Origin of the sequence: Thalassobaculum fulvum (assembly GCF_014652915.1) — a bacterium.
Lineage (GTDB): Bacteria > Pseudomonadota > Alphaproteobacteria > Thalassobaculales > Thalassobaculaceae > Thalassobaculum_A > Thalassobaculum_A fulvum.
Map to the genome: position 1 here is coordinate 53,072 of NZ_BMZS01000016.1, position 15,313 is coordinate 68,384.

14 protein-coding genes are annotated in these 15,313 nt (G+C 71.8%); 9 read left to right on the plus strand and 5 right to left on the minus strand.

Going from position 1 to position 15,313, the window contains the following annotated elements:
* Nucleotides 1-3: 3 nt before the first annotated feature.
* The 3 genes from serA to gcvA all read right to left on the minus strand — a co-directional run bounded on the left by serA (nucleotide 4) and on the right by gcvA (nucleotide 4,193).
* Nucleotides 4-1,581: a phosphoglycerate dehydrogenase gene (serA, locus tag IE246_RS26580; RefSeq protein WP_189995505.1), complete on the minus strand. Its 1,578-nt coding sequence runs from the start codon at nucleotides 1,579-1,581 to the stop codon at nucleotides 4-6.
* A 251-nt stretch (nucleotides 1,582-1,832) separates the two neighbouring features.
* Nucleotides 1,833-2,996, minus strand: coding sequence for a phosphoserine transaminase (locus IE246_RS26585; RefSeq protein ID WP_189995506.1), 1,164 nt, complete (start codon nucleotides 2,994-2,996; stop codon nucleotides 1,833-1,835).
* 279 nt (nucleotides 2,997-3,275) lie between these two features.
* Nucleotides 3,276-4,193, minus strand: a complete 918-nt coding sequence (gene gcvA / locus IE246_RS26590) for a transcriptional regulator GcvA (protein WP_189995507.1) — start codon at nucleotides 4,191-4,193, stop codon at nucleotides 3,276-3,278.
* 162 nt (nucleotides 4,194-4,355) lie between these two features.
* Between gcvA and IE246_RS26595 the strand changes: the two genes are divergently transcribed.
* Nucleotides 4,356-4,544 (plus strand): hypothetical protein, encoded by a 189-nt coding sequence (locus IE246_RS26595; RefSeq protein ID WP_189995508.1) that lies wholly within the window; start codon nucleotides 4,356-4,358, stop codon nucleotides 4,542-4,544.
* Nucleotides 4,545-4,566: 22 nt separating this feature from the next.
* Here the strand turns inward: IE246_RS26595 and IE246_RS26600 are convergent, their stop codons facing one another.
* Nucleotides 4,567-5,544, minus strand: coding sequence for a zinc-dependent alcohol dehydrogenase family protein (locus IE246_RS26600; RefSeq protein ID WP_189995509.1), 978 nt, complete (start codon nucleotides 5,542-5,544; stop codon nucleotides 4,567-4,569).
* Nucleotides 5,545-5,677: 133 nt separating this feature from the next.
* Here IE246_RS26600 and IE246_RS26605 point away from each other — a divergent pair, with 133 nt between their 5' ends.
* The 8 genes from IE246_RS26605 to IE246_RS26640 all read left to right on the plus strand — a co-directional run bounded on the left by IE246_RS26605 (nucleotide 5,678) and on the right by IE246_RS26640 (nucleotide 11,658).
* Nucleotides 5,678-6,364, plus strand: a complete 687-nt coding sequence (locus IE246_RS26605) for a glutathione S-transferase family protein (RefSeq protein WP_189995510.1) — start codon at nucleotides 5,678-5,680, stop codon at nucleotides 6,362-6,364.
* Between the two features lie 24 nt (nucleotides 6,365-6,388).
* The gene (locus IE246_RS26610; protein ID WP_189995511.1) at nucleotides 6,389-6,955 is read left to right on the plus strand and encodes a carboxymuconolactone decarboxylase family protein; all 567 of its coding nucleotides are present in this window, start codon (nucleotides 6,389-6,391) and stop codon (nucleotides 6,953-6,955) included.
* 71 nt (nucleotides 6,956-7,026) lie between these two features.
* A complete protein-coding gene (locus IE246_RS26615; protein WP_189995512.1) occupies nucleotides 7,027-7,356 on the plus strand; it encodes an ArsR/SmtB family transcription factor in 330 nt (109 codons plus the stop codon).
* A gap of 158 nt (nucleotides 7,357-7,514) precedes the next feature.
* Nucleotides 7,515-7,880 (plus strand): YbaN family protein, encoded by a 366-nt coding sequence (locus IE246_RS26620; RefSeq protein ID WP_229837530.1) that lies wholly within the window; start codon nucleotides 7,515-7,517, stop codon nucleotides 7,878-7,880.
* Between the two features lie 83 nt (nucleotides 7,881-7,963).
* A complete protein-coding gene (locus IE246_RS26625; protein WP_189995516.1) occupies nucleotides 7,964-8,617 on the plus strand; it encodes a 2OG-Fe(II) oxygenase family protein in 654 nt (217 codons plus the stop codon).
* Between the two features lie 16 nt (nucleotides 8,618-8,633).
* Nucleotides 8,634-10,001: a class I SAM-dependent RNA methyltransferase gene (locus tag IE246_RS26630; RefSeq protein WP_229837531.1), complete on the plus strand. Its 1,368-nt coding sequence runs from the start codon at nucleotides 8,634-8,636 to the stop codon at nucleotides 9,999-10,001.
* 23 nt (nucleotides 10,002-10,024) lie between these two features.
* The gene (fumC, locus tag IE246_RS26635; RefSeq protein WP_189995518.1) at nucleotides 10,025-11,419 is read left to right on the plus strand and encodes a class II fumarate hydratase; all 1,395 of its coding nucleotides are present in this window, start codon (nucleotides 10,025-10,027) and stop codon (nucleotides 11,417-11,419) included.
* Entirely contained in the window at nucleotides 11,416-11,658 is a 243-nt protein-coding gene (locus tag IE246_RS26640) for a ribbon-helix-helix domain-containing protein (protein ID WP_189995520.1), read from the plus strand. Before fumC ends, IE246_RS26640 begins: the two co-directional genes overlap by 4 nt.
* On the opposite strand, the gene IE246_RS26645 is transcribed toward IE246_RS26640, so the two are convergent.
* On the minus strand, nucleotides 11,648-15,283 hold the full coding sequence (locus IE246_RS26645; RefSeq protein WP_189995521.1) for an AsmA family protein: 3,636 nt from the start codon (nucleotides 15,281-15,283) through the stop codon (nucleotides 11,648-11,650). The genes IE246_RS26640 and IE246_RS26645 overlap by 11 nt on opposite strands.
* Nucleotides 15,284-15,313 lie beyond the last annotated feature (30 nt).

Below are 15,313 nucleotides of genomic sequence, written 5' to 3' on the forward strand. Positions count from 1 at the left end.
AGGCTAGAACGACAGCGCGTTCACCCGGACCACGTGCGGCAGGGCCTGGACCTCGGCCAGCAGGGCGTCCTCGATCGGCTGGTCGACCTCGACCAGGGCGATCGCCTCGCCGCCGACGTCGCGGCGGCCGAGGTGGAAGGTCGCGATGTTGACCTGATGGTTGCCGAGCGCCGAACCGAGGGCGCCGATGAAGCCCGGCTTGTCGTAGTTGCGGACGTACAGCATGTGTTGCCCGAAATCGGCCTCGACCGCGATGCCCTGGACCTCGACCAGCCGCGGCTTGCTGCCGCCGATCAGGGTGCCGACCAGCACCCGGGTGCGGCCCTGCGAGCGGGCGGTCATGCGCAGCAGGGTCTGGTAGTCGGGCTCGCGGTCGTGCCGGGTCACGCTGACCTCGATGCCGCGCTGGTGCGCCATCGACGGGGCGTTGACCATGTTGACGCTGTCGACCTGCGGGCGCAGCAGCCCGGCCAGGCCGGCCGCCTTGATCGGCTCGGCGTTGAGCTCGGCGGCGTGGCCCTCCAGCTCGATCGACACCGCCTCGACCGGGCCCTCGACCATCTGGCCGCAGAACGAGCCGAGCAGTTCGGCCAGCTTCATGTACGGCTTCAGGATCGGCGCCTCCTCGGCGGTCACCGACGGCACGTTGACGGCGTTGCTGACCGCGCCGGTCAGCAGGTAGTCGCTCATCTGCTCGGCGATCTGCAGCGCCACCTTCTCCTGCGCCTCGGTGGTCGACGCGCCGAGGTGCGGGGTGCAGACCACGTTCGGGTGGCCGAACAGCACGTTCTCCTTGGCCGGTTCGGTCACGAACACGTCGAAGGCGGCGCCGCCGACCTGTCCGGAGTCGAGCGCGGCGCGCAGGTCGTCCTCGACCACCAGGCCGCCGCGGGCGCAGTTGATGATGCGCACGCCCTTCTTCATCTTGGCAATCGCCGCCGCGTCGATGACGCCGCGCGTCGCGTCGGTCAGCGGGGTGTGCAGGGTGATCACGTCGGCCTCGGCGAACAGCTCGTCGAGCTCGACCTTGCGCACGCCGAGCTCGGTCGCACGCTGCTCCGACAGGAACGGATCGTAGGCCAGCACCCGCATGCGCAGGCCGCGGGCCCGGTCGGCGACGATCGAGCCGATGTTGCCGCAGCCGATCAGGCCGAGCACCTTGCCGGTCAGCTCGACGCCCATGAACTTCGACTTCTCCCACTTGCCGGCCTGGGTCGAGGCGTCGGCCTGCGGGATCTGCCGGGCCAGCGCGAACATCATGGCGATGGCGTGCTCGGCGGTGGTGACGGCGTTGCCGAACGGCGTGTTCATGACCACCACGCCGCGGCCGGTGGCGGCCGGGATGTCGACGTTGTCGACGCCGATGCCGGCGCGGCCGACCACCTTCAGGTTCTCCGCCGCCTCGAGCAGGTCGGCGGTGACCTTGGTGGCGGACCGGATGGCGAGGCCGTCGTACCGGCCGATGATCGCCTTCAGCTCGTCGGGCGCCAGGCCCGGCTTGAAGTCGACCTCGATGCCGCGGCCGCGGAAGATCTCGACCGCCTGCTCGCTCAGCTTGTCGGAAATCAGGACTTTGACCATGTCGCATTCGCGCGCCGGCTCCGCTGGTCGCCGGTATGCGGGGGCCGAACGGAGGGCGCGCGCCTTTCGCTGTTGCATTGAAGCTTCGGTGTATCTCGCGGCGGCGGGTGGGTTCCGGAGCCGGGCGCTCGCGCGCCCCCTCCGGAATGACGAGGGGAGAAGCCGCAGCACCGGCGCTCCCCTCCTCTGTCGTCATCCCGGAGAGTCACGGACGCAGTCCGGGACGGCTCCGGGACCCACGGGACAGCCGCTTACGCGGCGGCCGCGAGCTCCGTCTTCACCTGCTCCCAGGCCCAGTCGAGCCAGGGCAGCAGGGCCTCGATGTCGGCGGTCTCGACCGTGGCGCCGCCCCAGATCCGCAGGCCCGGCGGGGCGTCGCGATAGCCGGCGATGTCGTAGCCGGCGCCCTCGGCCTCGACCAGCGACGCCAGCTTCTTGGCGGCCGCGGCCTGGTCGGCCTCGGACAGCGCCTTGAACGCCGGGTCGACGATCGAGAGACAGATCGAGGTCGGCGAGCGGATCGCCTTGTCATCGGCCAGGAAACCGGCCCAGGACGACTTCGCCACCCACGCCTCGATGGCCGCGAGATTGGCCTCGCTGCGGGCGATCAGGCCGTTCAGCCCGCCGATGGACTCGGCCCAGCCGAGCGCGTCCAGGATGTCCTCGACGCACAGCATGGACGGCGTGTTGATGGTCTCGCCCTTGAAGATGCCTTCGTTCAGCTTGCCCTTGGAGGTCATGCGGAACAGCTTGGGCAGCGGCCAGGCCGGGGTGTAGCTCTCCAGCCGCTCGACCGCGCGCGGGCTGAGCGCCAGCATGCCGTGGGCCGCCTCGCCGCCCAGCACCTTCTGCCAGGACCAGGTCACCACGTCGAGCTTGTCCCAGGGCAGCTCCATGGCGAACGCCGCCGAGGTGGCGTCGCAGATCGTCAGGCCCTCGCGGTCGGCCGGGATCCAGTCGCCGTTCGGCACCCGCACCCCGGAGGTCGTGCCGTTCCAGGTGAACACCACGTCGCGGCTGAAATCGACCGAGGCGAGATCGACGATCTGGCCGTAGTCGGCCTCGATCACCCGCACATCCTGCAGCTTGAGCTGTTTGGTCACGTCGGTCACCCAGCCGGCGCCGAAGCTCTCCCAGGCCAGCATGTCGACGCCGCGCGCGCCGAGCAGCGACCACAGCGCCATCTCGACGGCGCCGGTGTCGGAGGCCGGGACGATGCCCAGGCGATAGCCCTCGGGCATGCCCAGGATCGCGCGCGACCGGTCGATCACCTCGGCCAGCCTGGCTTTTCCGGTTTTGGAACGGTGAGACCGTCCGAGGACGGCGTCGGCGAGTTCAGCGGGGCCCCATCCGGGTCGCTTCGCACACGGTCCGGACGAGAACAGCGGAACCCGCGGCTTCAGCTGCGGCTTCATGTCTGCATCCTTCAATGTAACCGCTCGTTGGGGAGCGGCGGCCCGCGGCGGAGACTACGGGGCGCCGGGGCGTTGTCAACGGGGATGAGGGCGGGTGCGCCCGGACGCCGCAGCGTTGGGTGGGTTCCGGCTCCGTCCCGCCTTCGGCGACCCGGTCCGGAATGACGACCAAGGGGGAAGGCGCTCGTGATGCTCTTCCTCCACTGTCGTCATTCCGGACGAACGCGCCGCCCTCGGCGTGGTCGAGCCGGAACCCACCCCGCGACGGGCGCCGTCGGATCATTCTTCCATCCCGGTGCATGCCGCCCCCGCCGCCTCCAGCAGCCAGTCGATGAAGGCCGCCACGTGGCCGCGCTCGCGGCGCTCGGGCGGGCAGACGATGTGGTAGCCGTAGGCGGTCGGCAGCTCGAGCTCGAACGGCTTCACCAGGTAGCCGGCCGCCAGCAGGTCCATCGCCAGCACGGTGGTGCCGAGCGCGACGCCCTGGCCGGCGACGGCCGCCTGATAGGCGAACATGCTCATGGTGTAGTGGGTACCGGAATCCGGATCGACCCGCTCCAGCACCCCGGCGGCGTCAAGCCAGTCGCGCCAGACCGGCCAGCCGACCCGCGGCCGCACCGCGTCGTGCAGCAGGGTGTGGCGCGCCAGGTCGGCCGGCTCGGCCAGCGGCTCCGGGCCGTCCAGCAGGCGCGGCGCGCAGACCGGGAAGTAGCGCTCGCTGAACAGCCGGCACTCGAACAGGCCGGGATAGCCGCCGAGTCCATAGCGCACCGCCAGGTCGACGCCCTCCCGGGCGAAGTCGGTCAACTGCGGGTTGGTGTCGACCTGCACCGTCACCTCGGGGTGCCTGGCGTGGAACGCGTCGAGCCGCGGGATCAGCCAGGCCGAGATGAACGACGGCACCGCCGAGACCCGCAGCACCGGCGCCCGCGCCGGCGAGCGCAGGCTGCGGTTGGCGTCGGCCAGCGCGTCGAATGCCCGGCGCAGGTGGCCGAGCGCGCCGTTGGCCGCCTCGGTCGGGACCAGGGCGTTGCCGCTGCGCCGCAGCAGGGTTCGGCCGAGGTCCTCCTCGAGCGCCCGGATCTGGTGGCGCACCGCGCTCGGCGTGACGTGCAGCTCGGCGGCGGCCCGGGTCAGGCTGCCCAGCCGGGCGACCGCCTCGAAGGCCCTGAGCGCGTTCAGCGACGGCAGTCGCATGGCCCGTCTCCCTGCGAAGAAAACCTCAACTCCGGGCGCAAGAGAACTCGATGGCGCCGCCCTCCCAATAGCACGAGATAAGAGGCCGAAACGGTGATCGAAGGCCGCGCACCGCGGCAATTCCCTCACCCCATGTTTGAGATTTTCTCAAGGGAGAGCGCCATGCTGGCCGATACCTTCCCAATCCGCCTCGCCTTCTGGCTCGGCCGCCCGCCCCGGCTCGATGCGATCCCGGCGATGCCGGAGCCGGAGCCGACGCGCGAGGACGCGCTCAGCGACCGCCCGCCGCGGCGCCCGGCGGTCGACGTCGAGACCCGGCTGCTGCTGCGCGACCGGGGCTGGTGGCCGTGAGGGCGATGCGCCTCCACCTCGCTTACGGCGTCAGAACGACCTTGCCGCCGCGGGCCTCGCGCTTGGCGTGGGCGAGCGCCGCCTGGATCTCGGTCAGCGGATAGGTCGCCTCGACCGGGATGTCGATGACCCCGTCGATCACGTAGCCGGCGAGTTCCCGGTACATCGCGGCGATCCGCTCGTAGCCGAGCGCCGGCATGATCTTGGCGAGCCAGAACCCGACCAGCCGGACGTCCTTGAACACCACCTGGTCGGCCCGGAGCTGGCACGGCTTGCCCGACAGCAGGCCGTAGTTGACGATCGTGCCGCCGTCGGCCAGCGCGTCGCCGAGGGACTCGACGATCGGCCCGGCGACCGCGTCGATGGCGAGCTTGATCTCGGCGCCGCCGGTCGCCGCGCGGATCCGCGCCGGCAGGTCCGGCCCGTCGACCAGCACGACGTCGCCGCCGGCCGCCTTCACGACCTCGACCGCACTGTCCCGGCGCACCACGTTGACGGTCTTCAGCCCGCGCGCCCGGGCGATCGACGCCAGGTTGAGCCCGACCGCCGAGTTGGCGGCGTCCTGCAGCACCCAGTCGCCCGGCTGCAGGGTCACGTACTCGGTCAGCATCAGCAGGGCCGAGGCCGGGTTGGCCTTCAGCATGCCGGCCTGCAGCGGGTCGATCCCGGCCGGCAGCTTGACGACCTCCTGCGGCTTCAGCAGCTGCTCGGTGCACCAGTTGTTGCGGGCCAGCGACAGCACCCGGTCGCCCGGGCTCAGCCCTTCCACGCCGGCGCCGACCGCCTTGACCGTCCCGGCGCCCTCGATGCCGAGCCGGCACGGAGTCTGCGGCACCACCGCGTAGTTGCCCTCGATCATCAGGATGTCGGCGGGGTTGATCCCCGCGGCCTCGATCCGCACGACGATCTCGCCGGGGCCGGGCGGCGGCAGCGCCGGTCCCTCGACGCAGCGCACGACGGTCTCCGCCGGTCCGATCGCGGTCAGCTCGGCATGGGTCATCGGGTATCCTCCCCTGGATTGGCCGCGGACTTTGGTGCCCGACCGGCAACGGTCATTCCCGGCGCCTCACATTGCCGGAGCGTTCGCCCGAATGCTACGAGTCCGCCGGTCTTCTCAGCCGGACGAGGCATTCATGGCGATCACCTTCTACGACCTCTGCGGCCGCGACGCGAAGCGCTTCAGCCCGTACGGCTGGCGCACCCGCATGGCGCTGGCGCACAAGGGGCTCGACTACGACCTCGAGCTGGTGAAGTTCACCGAGAAGGACAAGCTGGCGTTCTCCGGCCAGAAACTGGTGCCGGTGATCGTGGACGGCGACCGCACCGTCAACGACAGCTGGGCGATCGCCGAGTACCTCGAGGACAGCTACCCCGACCGGCCGTCGCTGTTCGGCAGCCCCGAGGGCCGCGGCATGGCCAAGGCGATCAACGGCTTCGTCAACACCACGATCCAGCCGCTGCTGGCACCGCTGATCATCGCCGACATCCTGGAGCACGTCGATCCGGCCGACCTCGGCTACTTCGACGAGTCGCGCCGGCAGCGCTTCGGCCGGCCGCTGGCCGAGGTACAGGCCGACCGCGACGCCAAGGTCGACGGGTTCCGCAAGTCGCTCGAGCCCTATCGCATCGTGGTCAAGGACCGGGCGTTCGTCGGCGGCGACGGCCCGACCTACGCCGACTACGTGCTGTTCGGCACCCTGCAATGGGCGCGCTGCACCAGCGCCTACGGGCTGGTGACCGCCGACGATCCGATCCATTCTTGGTTCGAGCGCCTGCTCGACCTGCACGACGGTCTCGGCCGCAGCGAGCCGGCCGCCTGACCAGCCACCACGGGAGCCTCCACGATGTCCGTAACGTTGCCGCCGCCGCGGCTGCCCGCCCCTGACCCGGCCAAGCTGACGCCCGAGCAGAAGGCGGTCTACGACGCTATCGCCAGCGGCCCGCGCGGCAAGGTGCAGGGCCCGCTGGCGATCTGGCTCAACAGCCCCGGCCTGGCCGACAAGGCGCAGAGCCTGGGGGCGTTCTGCCGCTACGGCACCAGCCTGGAGCCGCGGCTGTCCGAGCTGGCGATCATGGTGACGGGGCGGGCCTGGAGTGCCCAGTTCGAATGGGCGGTGCACAAGCCGATCGCCCTGAAGGCCGGCCTGTCGGAGGCGGTGGTCGAGGCGATCCGCACCCGCCGGACCCCGCCGTTCGACAAGGACGACGAGCGGGTGGTGCACGACTTCGCCAAGGCCCTGCACCTCGACCGCAAGGTGCCGCAGGAGCTGTACGACGAGGCGGTCGCGACCCTCGGCGTCACCGCCGTGGTCGAGCTGGTGGGGATCCTCGGCTACTACACGCTGATCTCGATGACCCTCAACGTGTTCAACGTGCCGCTGGAAGAGGGGCAGACGGCGGAGCTCGAGTGAGGGGGCACGCCGTCACAGAACTGTCACGCGGATGTAATCGTGGCGTCGCATGCTTCGACGAAGATCGAACCATGGACTCCCTCGATGCCGTCGCCGCCTTCGCGGCCCTGTCGCAACCGACCCGACTCGAGGTCTTCCGCCTGCTGGTGCAGGCGGGGGCCGAGGGACTGGCCGCCGGAGTCATCGCCGAGCGGCTCGGCGTGGTCTCGTCGACCCTGTCGCACCATCTCGGCCTGCTGGAGCGGGCCGGGCTGGTCCTCACCCGGCGGGACGGCCGCTTCGTCTACTACTCCGCCAACCCCGGCAACGCCGGCAGGTTGATGGAGTTCGTGGCCGGGTTGTGCAGCCCCGCGACGGAATGCAGCGCGCCGCCGGCCGCCTGCGTGGTCCGGCTGCGCTGACCCGTCCCCGATCCGGCGGCGACGAATTTCGCCGAGCCGTTAACTTTGCCTTCAGGCCTGCCGCGCTATATTTCTGACTCATGACGAAAGTCGTTGTGACCGAGACCCCTGCTCGCCCCGCGCGCCGCCTCTGTGGGCCGGCCCGCGGGGCACTTCTCGTGCTCGGCTTCGTCTGCACCGGCCTCGGCATCGCCGGCATCGTCCTGCCCGGCCTGCCCGGCACCGTGTTCCTGCTGGTCGCGGTCTGGGCGTTCTCGCGGTCGTCGGAGCGGTTCCATCTCTGGCTCTACGAGCACCCTCGGTTCGGCCGTACCGTGCGGGACTGGCACGCGCACCGGGTGATTCCGGTGCGCGCCAAGATCGCCGCGGTCCTCGCGATGAGTGCGACGGTCGCCGCCCTGGTGCTGGTCCACGGCAACGACTGGCGGTGGCCGGCGGTCACCGCCGGGCTGCTGGCGGTGGTCGCGGCCTGGATCGTCACCCGCCCGAGCCGGGCCGCCGATCTCGCCTCCCCCGGCGCCTGAGCTTCCCTCGTCGAGTCGCGTGCGTCCCACTGGCGAGCGCCGGCCGCATCGGCTAGGGTCCGCCGGCTTTTCCGGAGGTGCCGATGTTCGCGAAAACCGCCGCGTTCCCGCTGTTCGCCACACCCGTCTGGGGCTTCGACCTGCCGGAGGACCAGGCCGGACCGATCAACGCGCGCCTGCTCGACCTGCTGGAGCGCTGGTTCACGCCGCGGCCGGCCCTGAAGCCCGGCGAGACCTGGCAGACCACGCACGACCTGCACGAGCGCGAGGAATTCGCGCCGCTGCTGCCGTTCGTGCAGGCCGCCGTCGATTCCGTGCTGGAGGCGCTGGCGGTGCGCGACCGGGCCTGGCTGATCACCGGCTGCTGGGCGAACATCAACCCGGCCGGCGGCTTCCATCCGCCGCACATCCACCCGAACAACCTGATCTCGGCCGCCTACTACCTGCGGATCCCGCGCGAAGCCGACGCCATCGTGTTCCACGACCCGCGGCCGCAGGCCCAGCTGCTCAGGCCGGTCTCGACCCGGGTGGTGCCGGAGACCCAGGCCGAGATCCAGATCGAGGCGAAGCCCGGCCGGATGGTGCTGTTCCCGTCCTGGCTGCGGCACAGCGTGCGGCCGAACTACGGCAACGAGGAGCGGGTCAGCATCAGCTTCAACGTGATGCTGGACGACTACGCCGCCACCAACTCGGCGCCGATGTGGCGCGGCTTCCGCGAGGACGGGAGCCGGGCATGAGCGGCGGAGACCACTGATGGCCCGCCCACACCGGCGGCGCCGGTCCGGCGCCCCGACGCCGATGCGCAAGGGCCACGTCCCGGCCAACGCCGATCCGATCGAACTGACCGTCGACCTGGTCGGCGGCCGCGGCGACGGGGTCGGCCGGGCCGAGGTCAAGCTCGGCTGGGAAACCAAGCAGCGGTCCGTCTTCGTGCCGTTCACCCTGCCGGGCGAGCGGGTCCTCGCCCGCCCCCAGGCCGATCGCGGCGAGGGCGTGTTCGCCAGCCCGATCGAGCTGCTCGAGACGTCGCCCGACCGGGTCGAACCGCCCTGCCCGCACTTCATGACCTGCGGCGGCTGCGCCCTGCAGCACTGGGCCGAGCCCCCCTATGCGGCCTGGAAAGCCGACCAGGTCCGCGGCCACCTGCGACGGGTCGGGCTCGACGGGGTCGAGGTCGCCGACACGGTGCCGGCGCGGCCCGGCACCCGGCGCCGCGCCGATCTCGCCGCACGCCGCCTGAAGGGCGGCACCGTCCTCGGCTTCCACGAGCGCCAGGGCAACCGGATCGTCGACATCACCGAGTGCCCGGTCCTGGAACCGACCCTGCAGGCCGTCCTCCCGGCGTTCCGGGCGACCCTGGACGGGCGCCTGGGCGAGGGCGAGAGCGCCGATCTGGTGCTGACGCTGCTCGACACCGGCGTCGACGCCCTGCTGGTGCTGCCGGACACGCCGGACCTGGCGGCGCGCGAGGCCTGGGCGGCCCTGGCCGACGAACTCGACCTGTGCCGGCTGTCGGTGCGCCGGGCCGGCGAGGGACACGACCGGACCGAGCCGCTGGCGGCACGCCGACCGGCGACGATCCGCTTCGGCGAGGTCGACGTCAGCCCGCCGCCCGGCGGCTTCCTGCAGGCCACCCGGTCCGGCGAGGCGGCGATCCGGGACGCCGTTCTCGCGGCCGCCGCCGGCAGCACGCGCCGCCTCGACCTGTTCGCGGGATCGGGCACGCTGTCCCTGCCGCTAGCCGCCGGCGGCACGGTGACCGCCGTGGACGGCGATCCGCGGGCGATCGCCGCCCTGCGGGCCGCCGCCGACCGGGCCGGGCTCGGCGACCGGCTGGCGACCGAGGTCCGGGACCTGTTCACGCGCCCGTTCGAGGGCGGCGAGCTCGACCGTTTCGACCTCGTGGCGATCGACCCGCCGCGGACCGGCGCCAGGGCGCAGGCCGAAGCGCTCGCCGGGTCGCGGGTTCCGACGATCGCCGCGGTGTCGTGCAATCCCGCCACCTTCGCGCGAGATGCCCGCACACTGATAGACGGCGGCTATCGCCTGGATCGGGTCACGCCGATTGACCAATTCCTGTGGTCGCCCCACATCGAACTGGTAGCCGTGTTCCGGCGCTAACACCCGACAGCCAGGAGACCGCGATGGCCGCGACCCGCACCGAGACCGACACCCTCGGGGCAGTCGAGGTTCCGGCGGACCGCTATTGGGGTGCCCAGACCCAGCGCTCGCTCGCGAACTTCCCGATCGGCGGCGAGCGCATGCCGCGCGCCCTCATCCACGCCTTTGCGTTGCAGAAGCAGGCCGCGGCCCGTGCCAACCGCCGGCTCGGCGCGCTGGAACCGGCGATCGCCGAAGCCATCGACGGCGCCGCCGCCGAGATCGCCGCCGGCCGGCTGGACGACGAGTTCCCGCTGGTGGTCTGGCAGACCGGCTCCGGCACCCAGACCAACATGAACCTGAACGAGGTGATCGCCAACCGGGCCAACGAGGCGCTGGGCGGCGAGCGCGGGGCGAAGTCGCCGGTCCACCCGAACGACCACGTGAACCGCAGCCAGTCGTCGAACGACAGCTTTCCGACCGCCATGCACGTGGCGGCGGTGCGCGAGATCCACGCCCGCCTGCTGCCCGGGCTGACCCGGCTGCACGGGGCCCTCGCCGTCAAGGCCGAAGCCTTCGCCGGGATCGTCAAGATCGGCCGGACCCATCTGCAGGACGCCACGCCGCTGACGCTCGGCGACGCCGTCGGGGCCTGGGCGCACCAGGCGAAGACCGGCATCGAGCGGATCGAGACCTGCCTGCCGCGGCTGTACCAGGTGGCGCAGGGCGGCACCGCCGTCGGCACCGGCGTGAACGCCCCGGCCGGGTTCGCCGAGGCGTTCGCCGAGGAACTGGCCGCCCTGACCGGCCTGCCGTTCGTCAGCGCCCCCGACAAGTTCGAGGCCCTGGCCGCGCACGATGCGGTGGTCGAGGCGTCCGGCGCGCTGAACACCGTCGCCGTCTCGCTGACGAAGATCGCCAACGACGTCCGGCTGCTCGGCTCGGGCCCGCGCTGCGGCATCGGCGAGCTGGTGCTGCCGGCCAACGAGCCGGGCTCGTCGATCATGCCCGGCAAGGTCAACCCGACCCAGGCCGAGGCCGTGACCCAGGTGTGCGCGCGGGTGTTCGGCAACCACACCACGATCACGGTGGCCGGCGCCAGCGGGCACATGGAGCTCAACGTCTTCAAGCCGGTGATGATCGACGCCCTGCTGCAGTCGATCCGCCTGCTCGGAGACGCCGCGGCCAGCTTCGCCGAACGCTGCGTCGACGGCCTGGAGGCCGACCGGGACCGCATCGCCGAGTTGCTCGGCCGCAGCCTGATGCTGGTGACCGCGCTGGCCCCCCACATCGGCTACGACGCCGCCGCGAAGATCGCCAAGACCGCCCACGCCGACGGTTCGACCCTGCGCGAGACCGCCCTGCGGCTCGGTCTGGTCAGTGCCGAGGATTTCGACCGCTGGGTCCGTCCGGAGGCGATGCTGGGGGCCGGCCGATGAGCGACCCGGCAGCCCCCCGCAAGCGGTCGGTGACGCTCTCCGGCCACGCCACCAGCATCTCGATGGAGGACGCGTTCTGGCAGCGGCTCAGCCTGTTCGCAGGCGAGCGCGGCCAGTCGGTGAACTCGCTGGTAGCCGAGATCGACCGCACCCGCACCACCAACCTGTCGAGCGCGGTCCGGGTCTGGGTGCTCGAGGAATGCGCCCGACGGGCGAAACTCGACCCGGTCAGTTCTTGAGCAGCCCCTTCAGCAGGTCCTTCACAGCGTCCTCCGGCTTGACCGGAGCAGGGGCCGGAGCGGGCGCGGGGGCCGGGGCGGCGCCCTGGTCCGGCGTCGGCGACGCGGGAGCCGCCGCCGGCGCCTGGCCGCCGCCCTGTATCCCGTTCAGCAGGTTCTGGACCTTGCCGTCCTTGTCGAAATTGCGCAGGACACCGCGCTCGACCATCCGCTGCAGGATGTAGGCCTGCATCTCCTCGATCTGGAAGATCCGGCGCGGGTTGTCCAGCGGACCGACCAGCCGCACGCCGACCGGCGGCGAGTTCGGATGCTCCGACAGCCGGAACATCGTCCTCACGTCCATCTGCTGCGGCGGCAGGTCGACCACCGCCGTGGCGGTCCCCGCGGCGGCGTCGGCCTGGAGCTTGATGTCGTTGGAGCGCAGCACGCCCTTCGAGACGGTGTAGGTGCCGGTCAGCGACGTGAACCTGGTCTCGCCGCCCGACAGCGACTTCTGCGCCAGCTGCACGAAGTCCGGGGCCCGGTCGAGGGCCTTGAGCTGGTCCGAGAAGGCCTTCAGGTCAAACCCCTTCACGACGCCGTCCCGGACGCTGAACGAGCCGTTGCCGGAAAGTGCCGACACCAGCTCGAACTCCGACCCGCCCTGGGTCTTCAGGTCGGTGTCGTAGGTCAGGATGCCGCTCACCATGTCGGTGTTCGCCGCCGACTCCGCCGCCTTGCGGACGTCGGCGTCGCGCACCTTGACCACCAGCGCCGCCGTCGGCGTGGGCCGGTCGGCGAGCTGGCCGGTCATGTCGAAGGTGCCGCCGAACATCCCGCCCGCGAGCCTGGAGAGATCGAGCACCCCGTCCTTGACCGTCGCCGCGAGCTGCGCGTTGTCGACCACGTAGGAGCCGTAGACGATCGACTCGATCGAGGCCTTGAGGTCGGCATCGAAGGCCGACAGGGCGGACACGTCGATCCGCTCGCGCGACCACTCGCGGGCCGGGGCCGCCTGACCGGCCGGGACCGGGGCGGCGGGGACCGCGCCGGCCGGCTTCGGCGCCGACGGCGGCAGCCACGGGTCGAGCGCCACCGTGTTGGCCGCGAGGTCCAGCGTCACCTTGGGCTTGGCGCCTCGGGAGTCGATCGACCCGCCACCGGTCGCCTTGATCCCGCCGAGACCGAGCTCGGTGTCGAACAGCTGCATCTCGTCGACCGGCCCCTTGAACCGGGTCCGCAGCTTCATGCCCCCGAGGTTCCTGCCGGCCGGCCGGTAGTCCGGCGCGAAGGTCCGGATCAGCTTGACCGCGTCGGCATGCGCCACCTCGATCGCCATGTCGACGTCGGGCCGCTCGGCGAACGGTGCGGCATTGCCGACCAGGGCGATGGCGCCGCCGGCGATGCTGATGTTGAAGCTGTTGGCGTAGCGTCCGTCGTCGCGGGTGCGGACCGTGCCCTTGCCGTCGAGCGGACCGAGCGGACCGACGCCGTCCAGCGAGCCGGGCGCCAGCACCGCCGCCAGCTTGTTGGCGTCCGGATGCGATACCGCCAGGGCGAGATCCAGGCCCGGCGGCGAGGCGAGCGGCTTGGCCGTCCCCTTGACCCCGAAACTGCCGCCGGCCGCGGCCAGCTTCACGTCGACGTTCACGTCCTGCATGTCGCCGGCGGCCGTGCCCTTGAGCGACACCTGGCCGAGCTGCTTGGCCGGGATCGGCGACTCGGTCGACAGCAGCTTGGCGAAGCGATCGACGTTCACCACCGTGACGTCGAACTTCATGTCGACCGACGGCTTGCCGGCGGCATCGCGCAGCACCCCGGACACGGAGGCCTTGGCGCCGCCCAGGTCGGCCACCCCGACGTCGCGCAGGGTCAGGGTCCCGTTCTGCAGCAGCGCGTCGATCCGGGCATCGCGGACCGGCACGCCGAGCGCGGTCGCCTCGCCGACCTTGATGTTGACGTTGGCGTCGACCGCGTTGAGCACCGACAGCGGGTTGCCGGCGGCCGGCGCAGTACCCTGCGCGGGCCGGGCCGTTCCGCCGCCGCCGGCCGGCTGCGCCGCCGCGCCGGCGGGCAGATAGGCGTCGACGTTGATCCGGTCGACCTCCAGGCTCAGCCCGAAGGCCGGCCGGTCCCGCAGGACCAGGGTCAGGCCGCCCTTCGCCTTGGTGGCGTCGAGCTCCATGGTCCAGTCGGTGACCTCGACCTTGCGCGGTGTCGCGTCGACCGCCGCCCGGATCGAGGCCTTGCGCAGCCGGTCGGCCTCGACCCCGGCGGTGTCGATCCCGGCCCAGTCCAGGGTGGCCCGCAGGTTGTCCGACACCGCCTCGACCCGGCCGACGAACTGCGGTTCGTTGCCGTCCGACAGTGCGGTCCCGGTCACCGTCACCTCGGTACCGCCCGGCAGCTGCGCGGTCGCCAGCCGCAGGTTCGCCGCGCCGTCGACCAGATCGCCGGCCAGCCGGACCCGGCGGATGGTGGCACCCTTGTACTGCACGGCGTCGACCGCGACGTCGACCGATCCGCCGATCCCCTTCGGGATCGCGACGGCGACGGTCTCCGACTTGCCCGGGGCCGCTCCACCAGCGGCCGGTGCGGCGGGGGCCGGCGCGGCCGTCTTCGGCAGCAGGGCGTCGAGGTCCAGGCGGTTCCCGGTCAGCTTGGCGTCGATGGTCGGCACGTCCGAAAGCGCCACCGAGACCTCGCCCTGCAGGCGCGACTCGCCCAGGTCCACCGCCAGCTCCGACAGCTCGACTCCGGTCGGCGATCCCTTGACCGCGGCGGCCAGCGCGAACTTCTGGCCGGCACCGGCGACCCCGTCCGGAGCGCCGCCGAACGCACTGCCCAGCCGCTCCACAGCCTTGCCGAGATCCGGCGCCTCGATCCGGGCATCCCCGCTGAACGCCGGCCCTGCGGTATCCACCGACCCGCTGACGGTCGCCGTCAGCGCCTTCTCGGCTGCCGACACCACCAGCTTGACCGCGCTCGGGCGCGATCCGCCGAGCTGGCCGACCGAGGCCTGCAGCGCCAGCGGCAGCCCGTGGTAGGAGAGCGAGCCGTCGACCTCGAACGGGCCCTGCAACCCGCTCGCCGAGACCGTTGCGTTGAGCGCCTCGATACGCTGCTCGGCGCCGCCGGCCGCGTCGCGATAGACCAGCGTCCCGTCCTGGATGATCGCGGAGTCGAGGGCCACCGCCGGCGCGCCGCCGCCGGCATCGCCACCACCGCTGCCGCCGGCTCCGGAAGCACCCTGCCCGACCCCTGCCAGCTCCCAGTTCGCGCGGCCGTCGGCCAGTCGCTCGAGGACGATGGTCGGCTTGACCAGCGTCACCGAGGTCACGTGCACCTTGCCGGTCAGCAACGGCACCAGCGCCACATGGACCCGCAGCGCCTGCAGCGTCACCATGTCGGCCGCCGATCCGCCGTCGATGTTCGCGAAGGCGACGTTCTCGACCGAAAGCGACGGCGACGGCAGCACGCTGAGGCCGATGTCGCCGTCCAGCCTGAGTTCGCGCCCGGTGGCCTCCCGCGCGGCCGCCTGGATCTCGGGCTTGTAGCCGTTCCAGTCGACGAAGCCGGGCACCACGAGCACGGCCGCAACCAGCACGACAACCAGAACGGCAAGACCGATCAGCAGCTTACGCAAGGCGAACCTCCGACAAACGGACCCGGGGAA

Coding starts and splice junctions, on each gene's coding strand:
- IE246_RS26625 (WP_189995516.1), top strand. CDS start 7,964: ATGTTCGCGAAAACCGCCGCGTTCCCGCTGTTCGCCACACCCGTCTGG.
- fumC (WP_189995518.1), top strand. CDS start 10,025: ATGGCCGCGACCCGCACCGAGACCGACACCCTCGGGGCAGTCGAGGTT.
- gcvA (WP_189995507.1), bottom strand. CDS start 4,193: ATGCGACTGCCGTCGCTGAACGCGCTCAGGGCCTTCGAGGCGGTCGCC.
- IE246_RS26615 (WP_189995512.1), top strand. CDS start 7,027: ATGGACTCCCTCGATGCCGTCGCCGCCTTCGCGGCCCTGTCGCAACCG.
- IE246_RS26610 (WP_189995511.1), top strand. CDS start 6,389: ATGTCCGTAACGTTGCCGCCGCCGCGGCTGCCCGCCCCTGACCCGGCC.
- IE246_RS26600 (WP_189995509.1), bottom strand. CDS start 5,544: ATGACCCATGCCGAGCTGACCGCGATCGGACCGGCGGAGACCGTCGTG.
- IE246_RS26595 (WP_189995508.1), top strand. CDS start 4,356: ATGCTGGCCGATACCTTCCCAATCCGCCTCGCCTTCTGGCTCGGCCGC.
- IE246_RS26640 (WP_189995520.1), top strand. CDS start 11,416: ATGAGCGACCCGGCAGCCCCCCGCAAGCGGTCGGTGACGCTCTCCGGC.
- IE246_RS26605 (WP_189995510.1), top strand. CDS start 5,678: ATGGCGATCACCTTCTACGACCTCTGCGGCCGCGACGCGAAGCGCTTC.
- IE246_RS26630 (WP_229837531.1), top strand. CDS start 8,634: ATGGCCCGCCCACACCGGCGGCGCCGGTCCGGCGCCCCGACGCCGATG.
- IE246_RS26585 (WP_189995506.1), bottom strand. CDS start 2,996: ATGAAGCCGCAGCTGAAGCCGCGGGTTCCGCTGTTCTCGTCCGGACCG.
- serA (WP_189995505.1), bottom strand. CDS start 1,581: ATGGTCAAAGTCCTGATTTCCGACAAGCTGAGCGAGCAGGCGGTCGAG.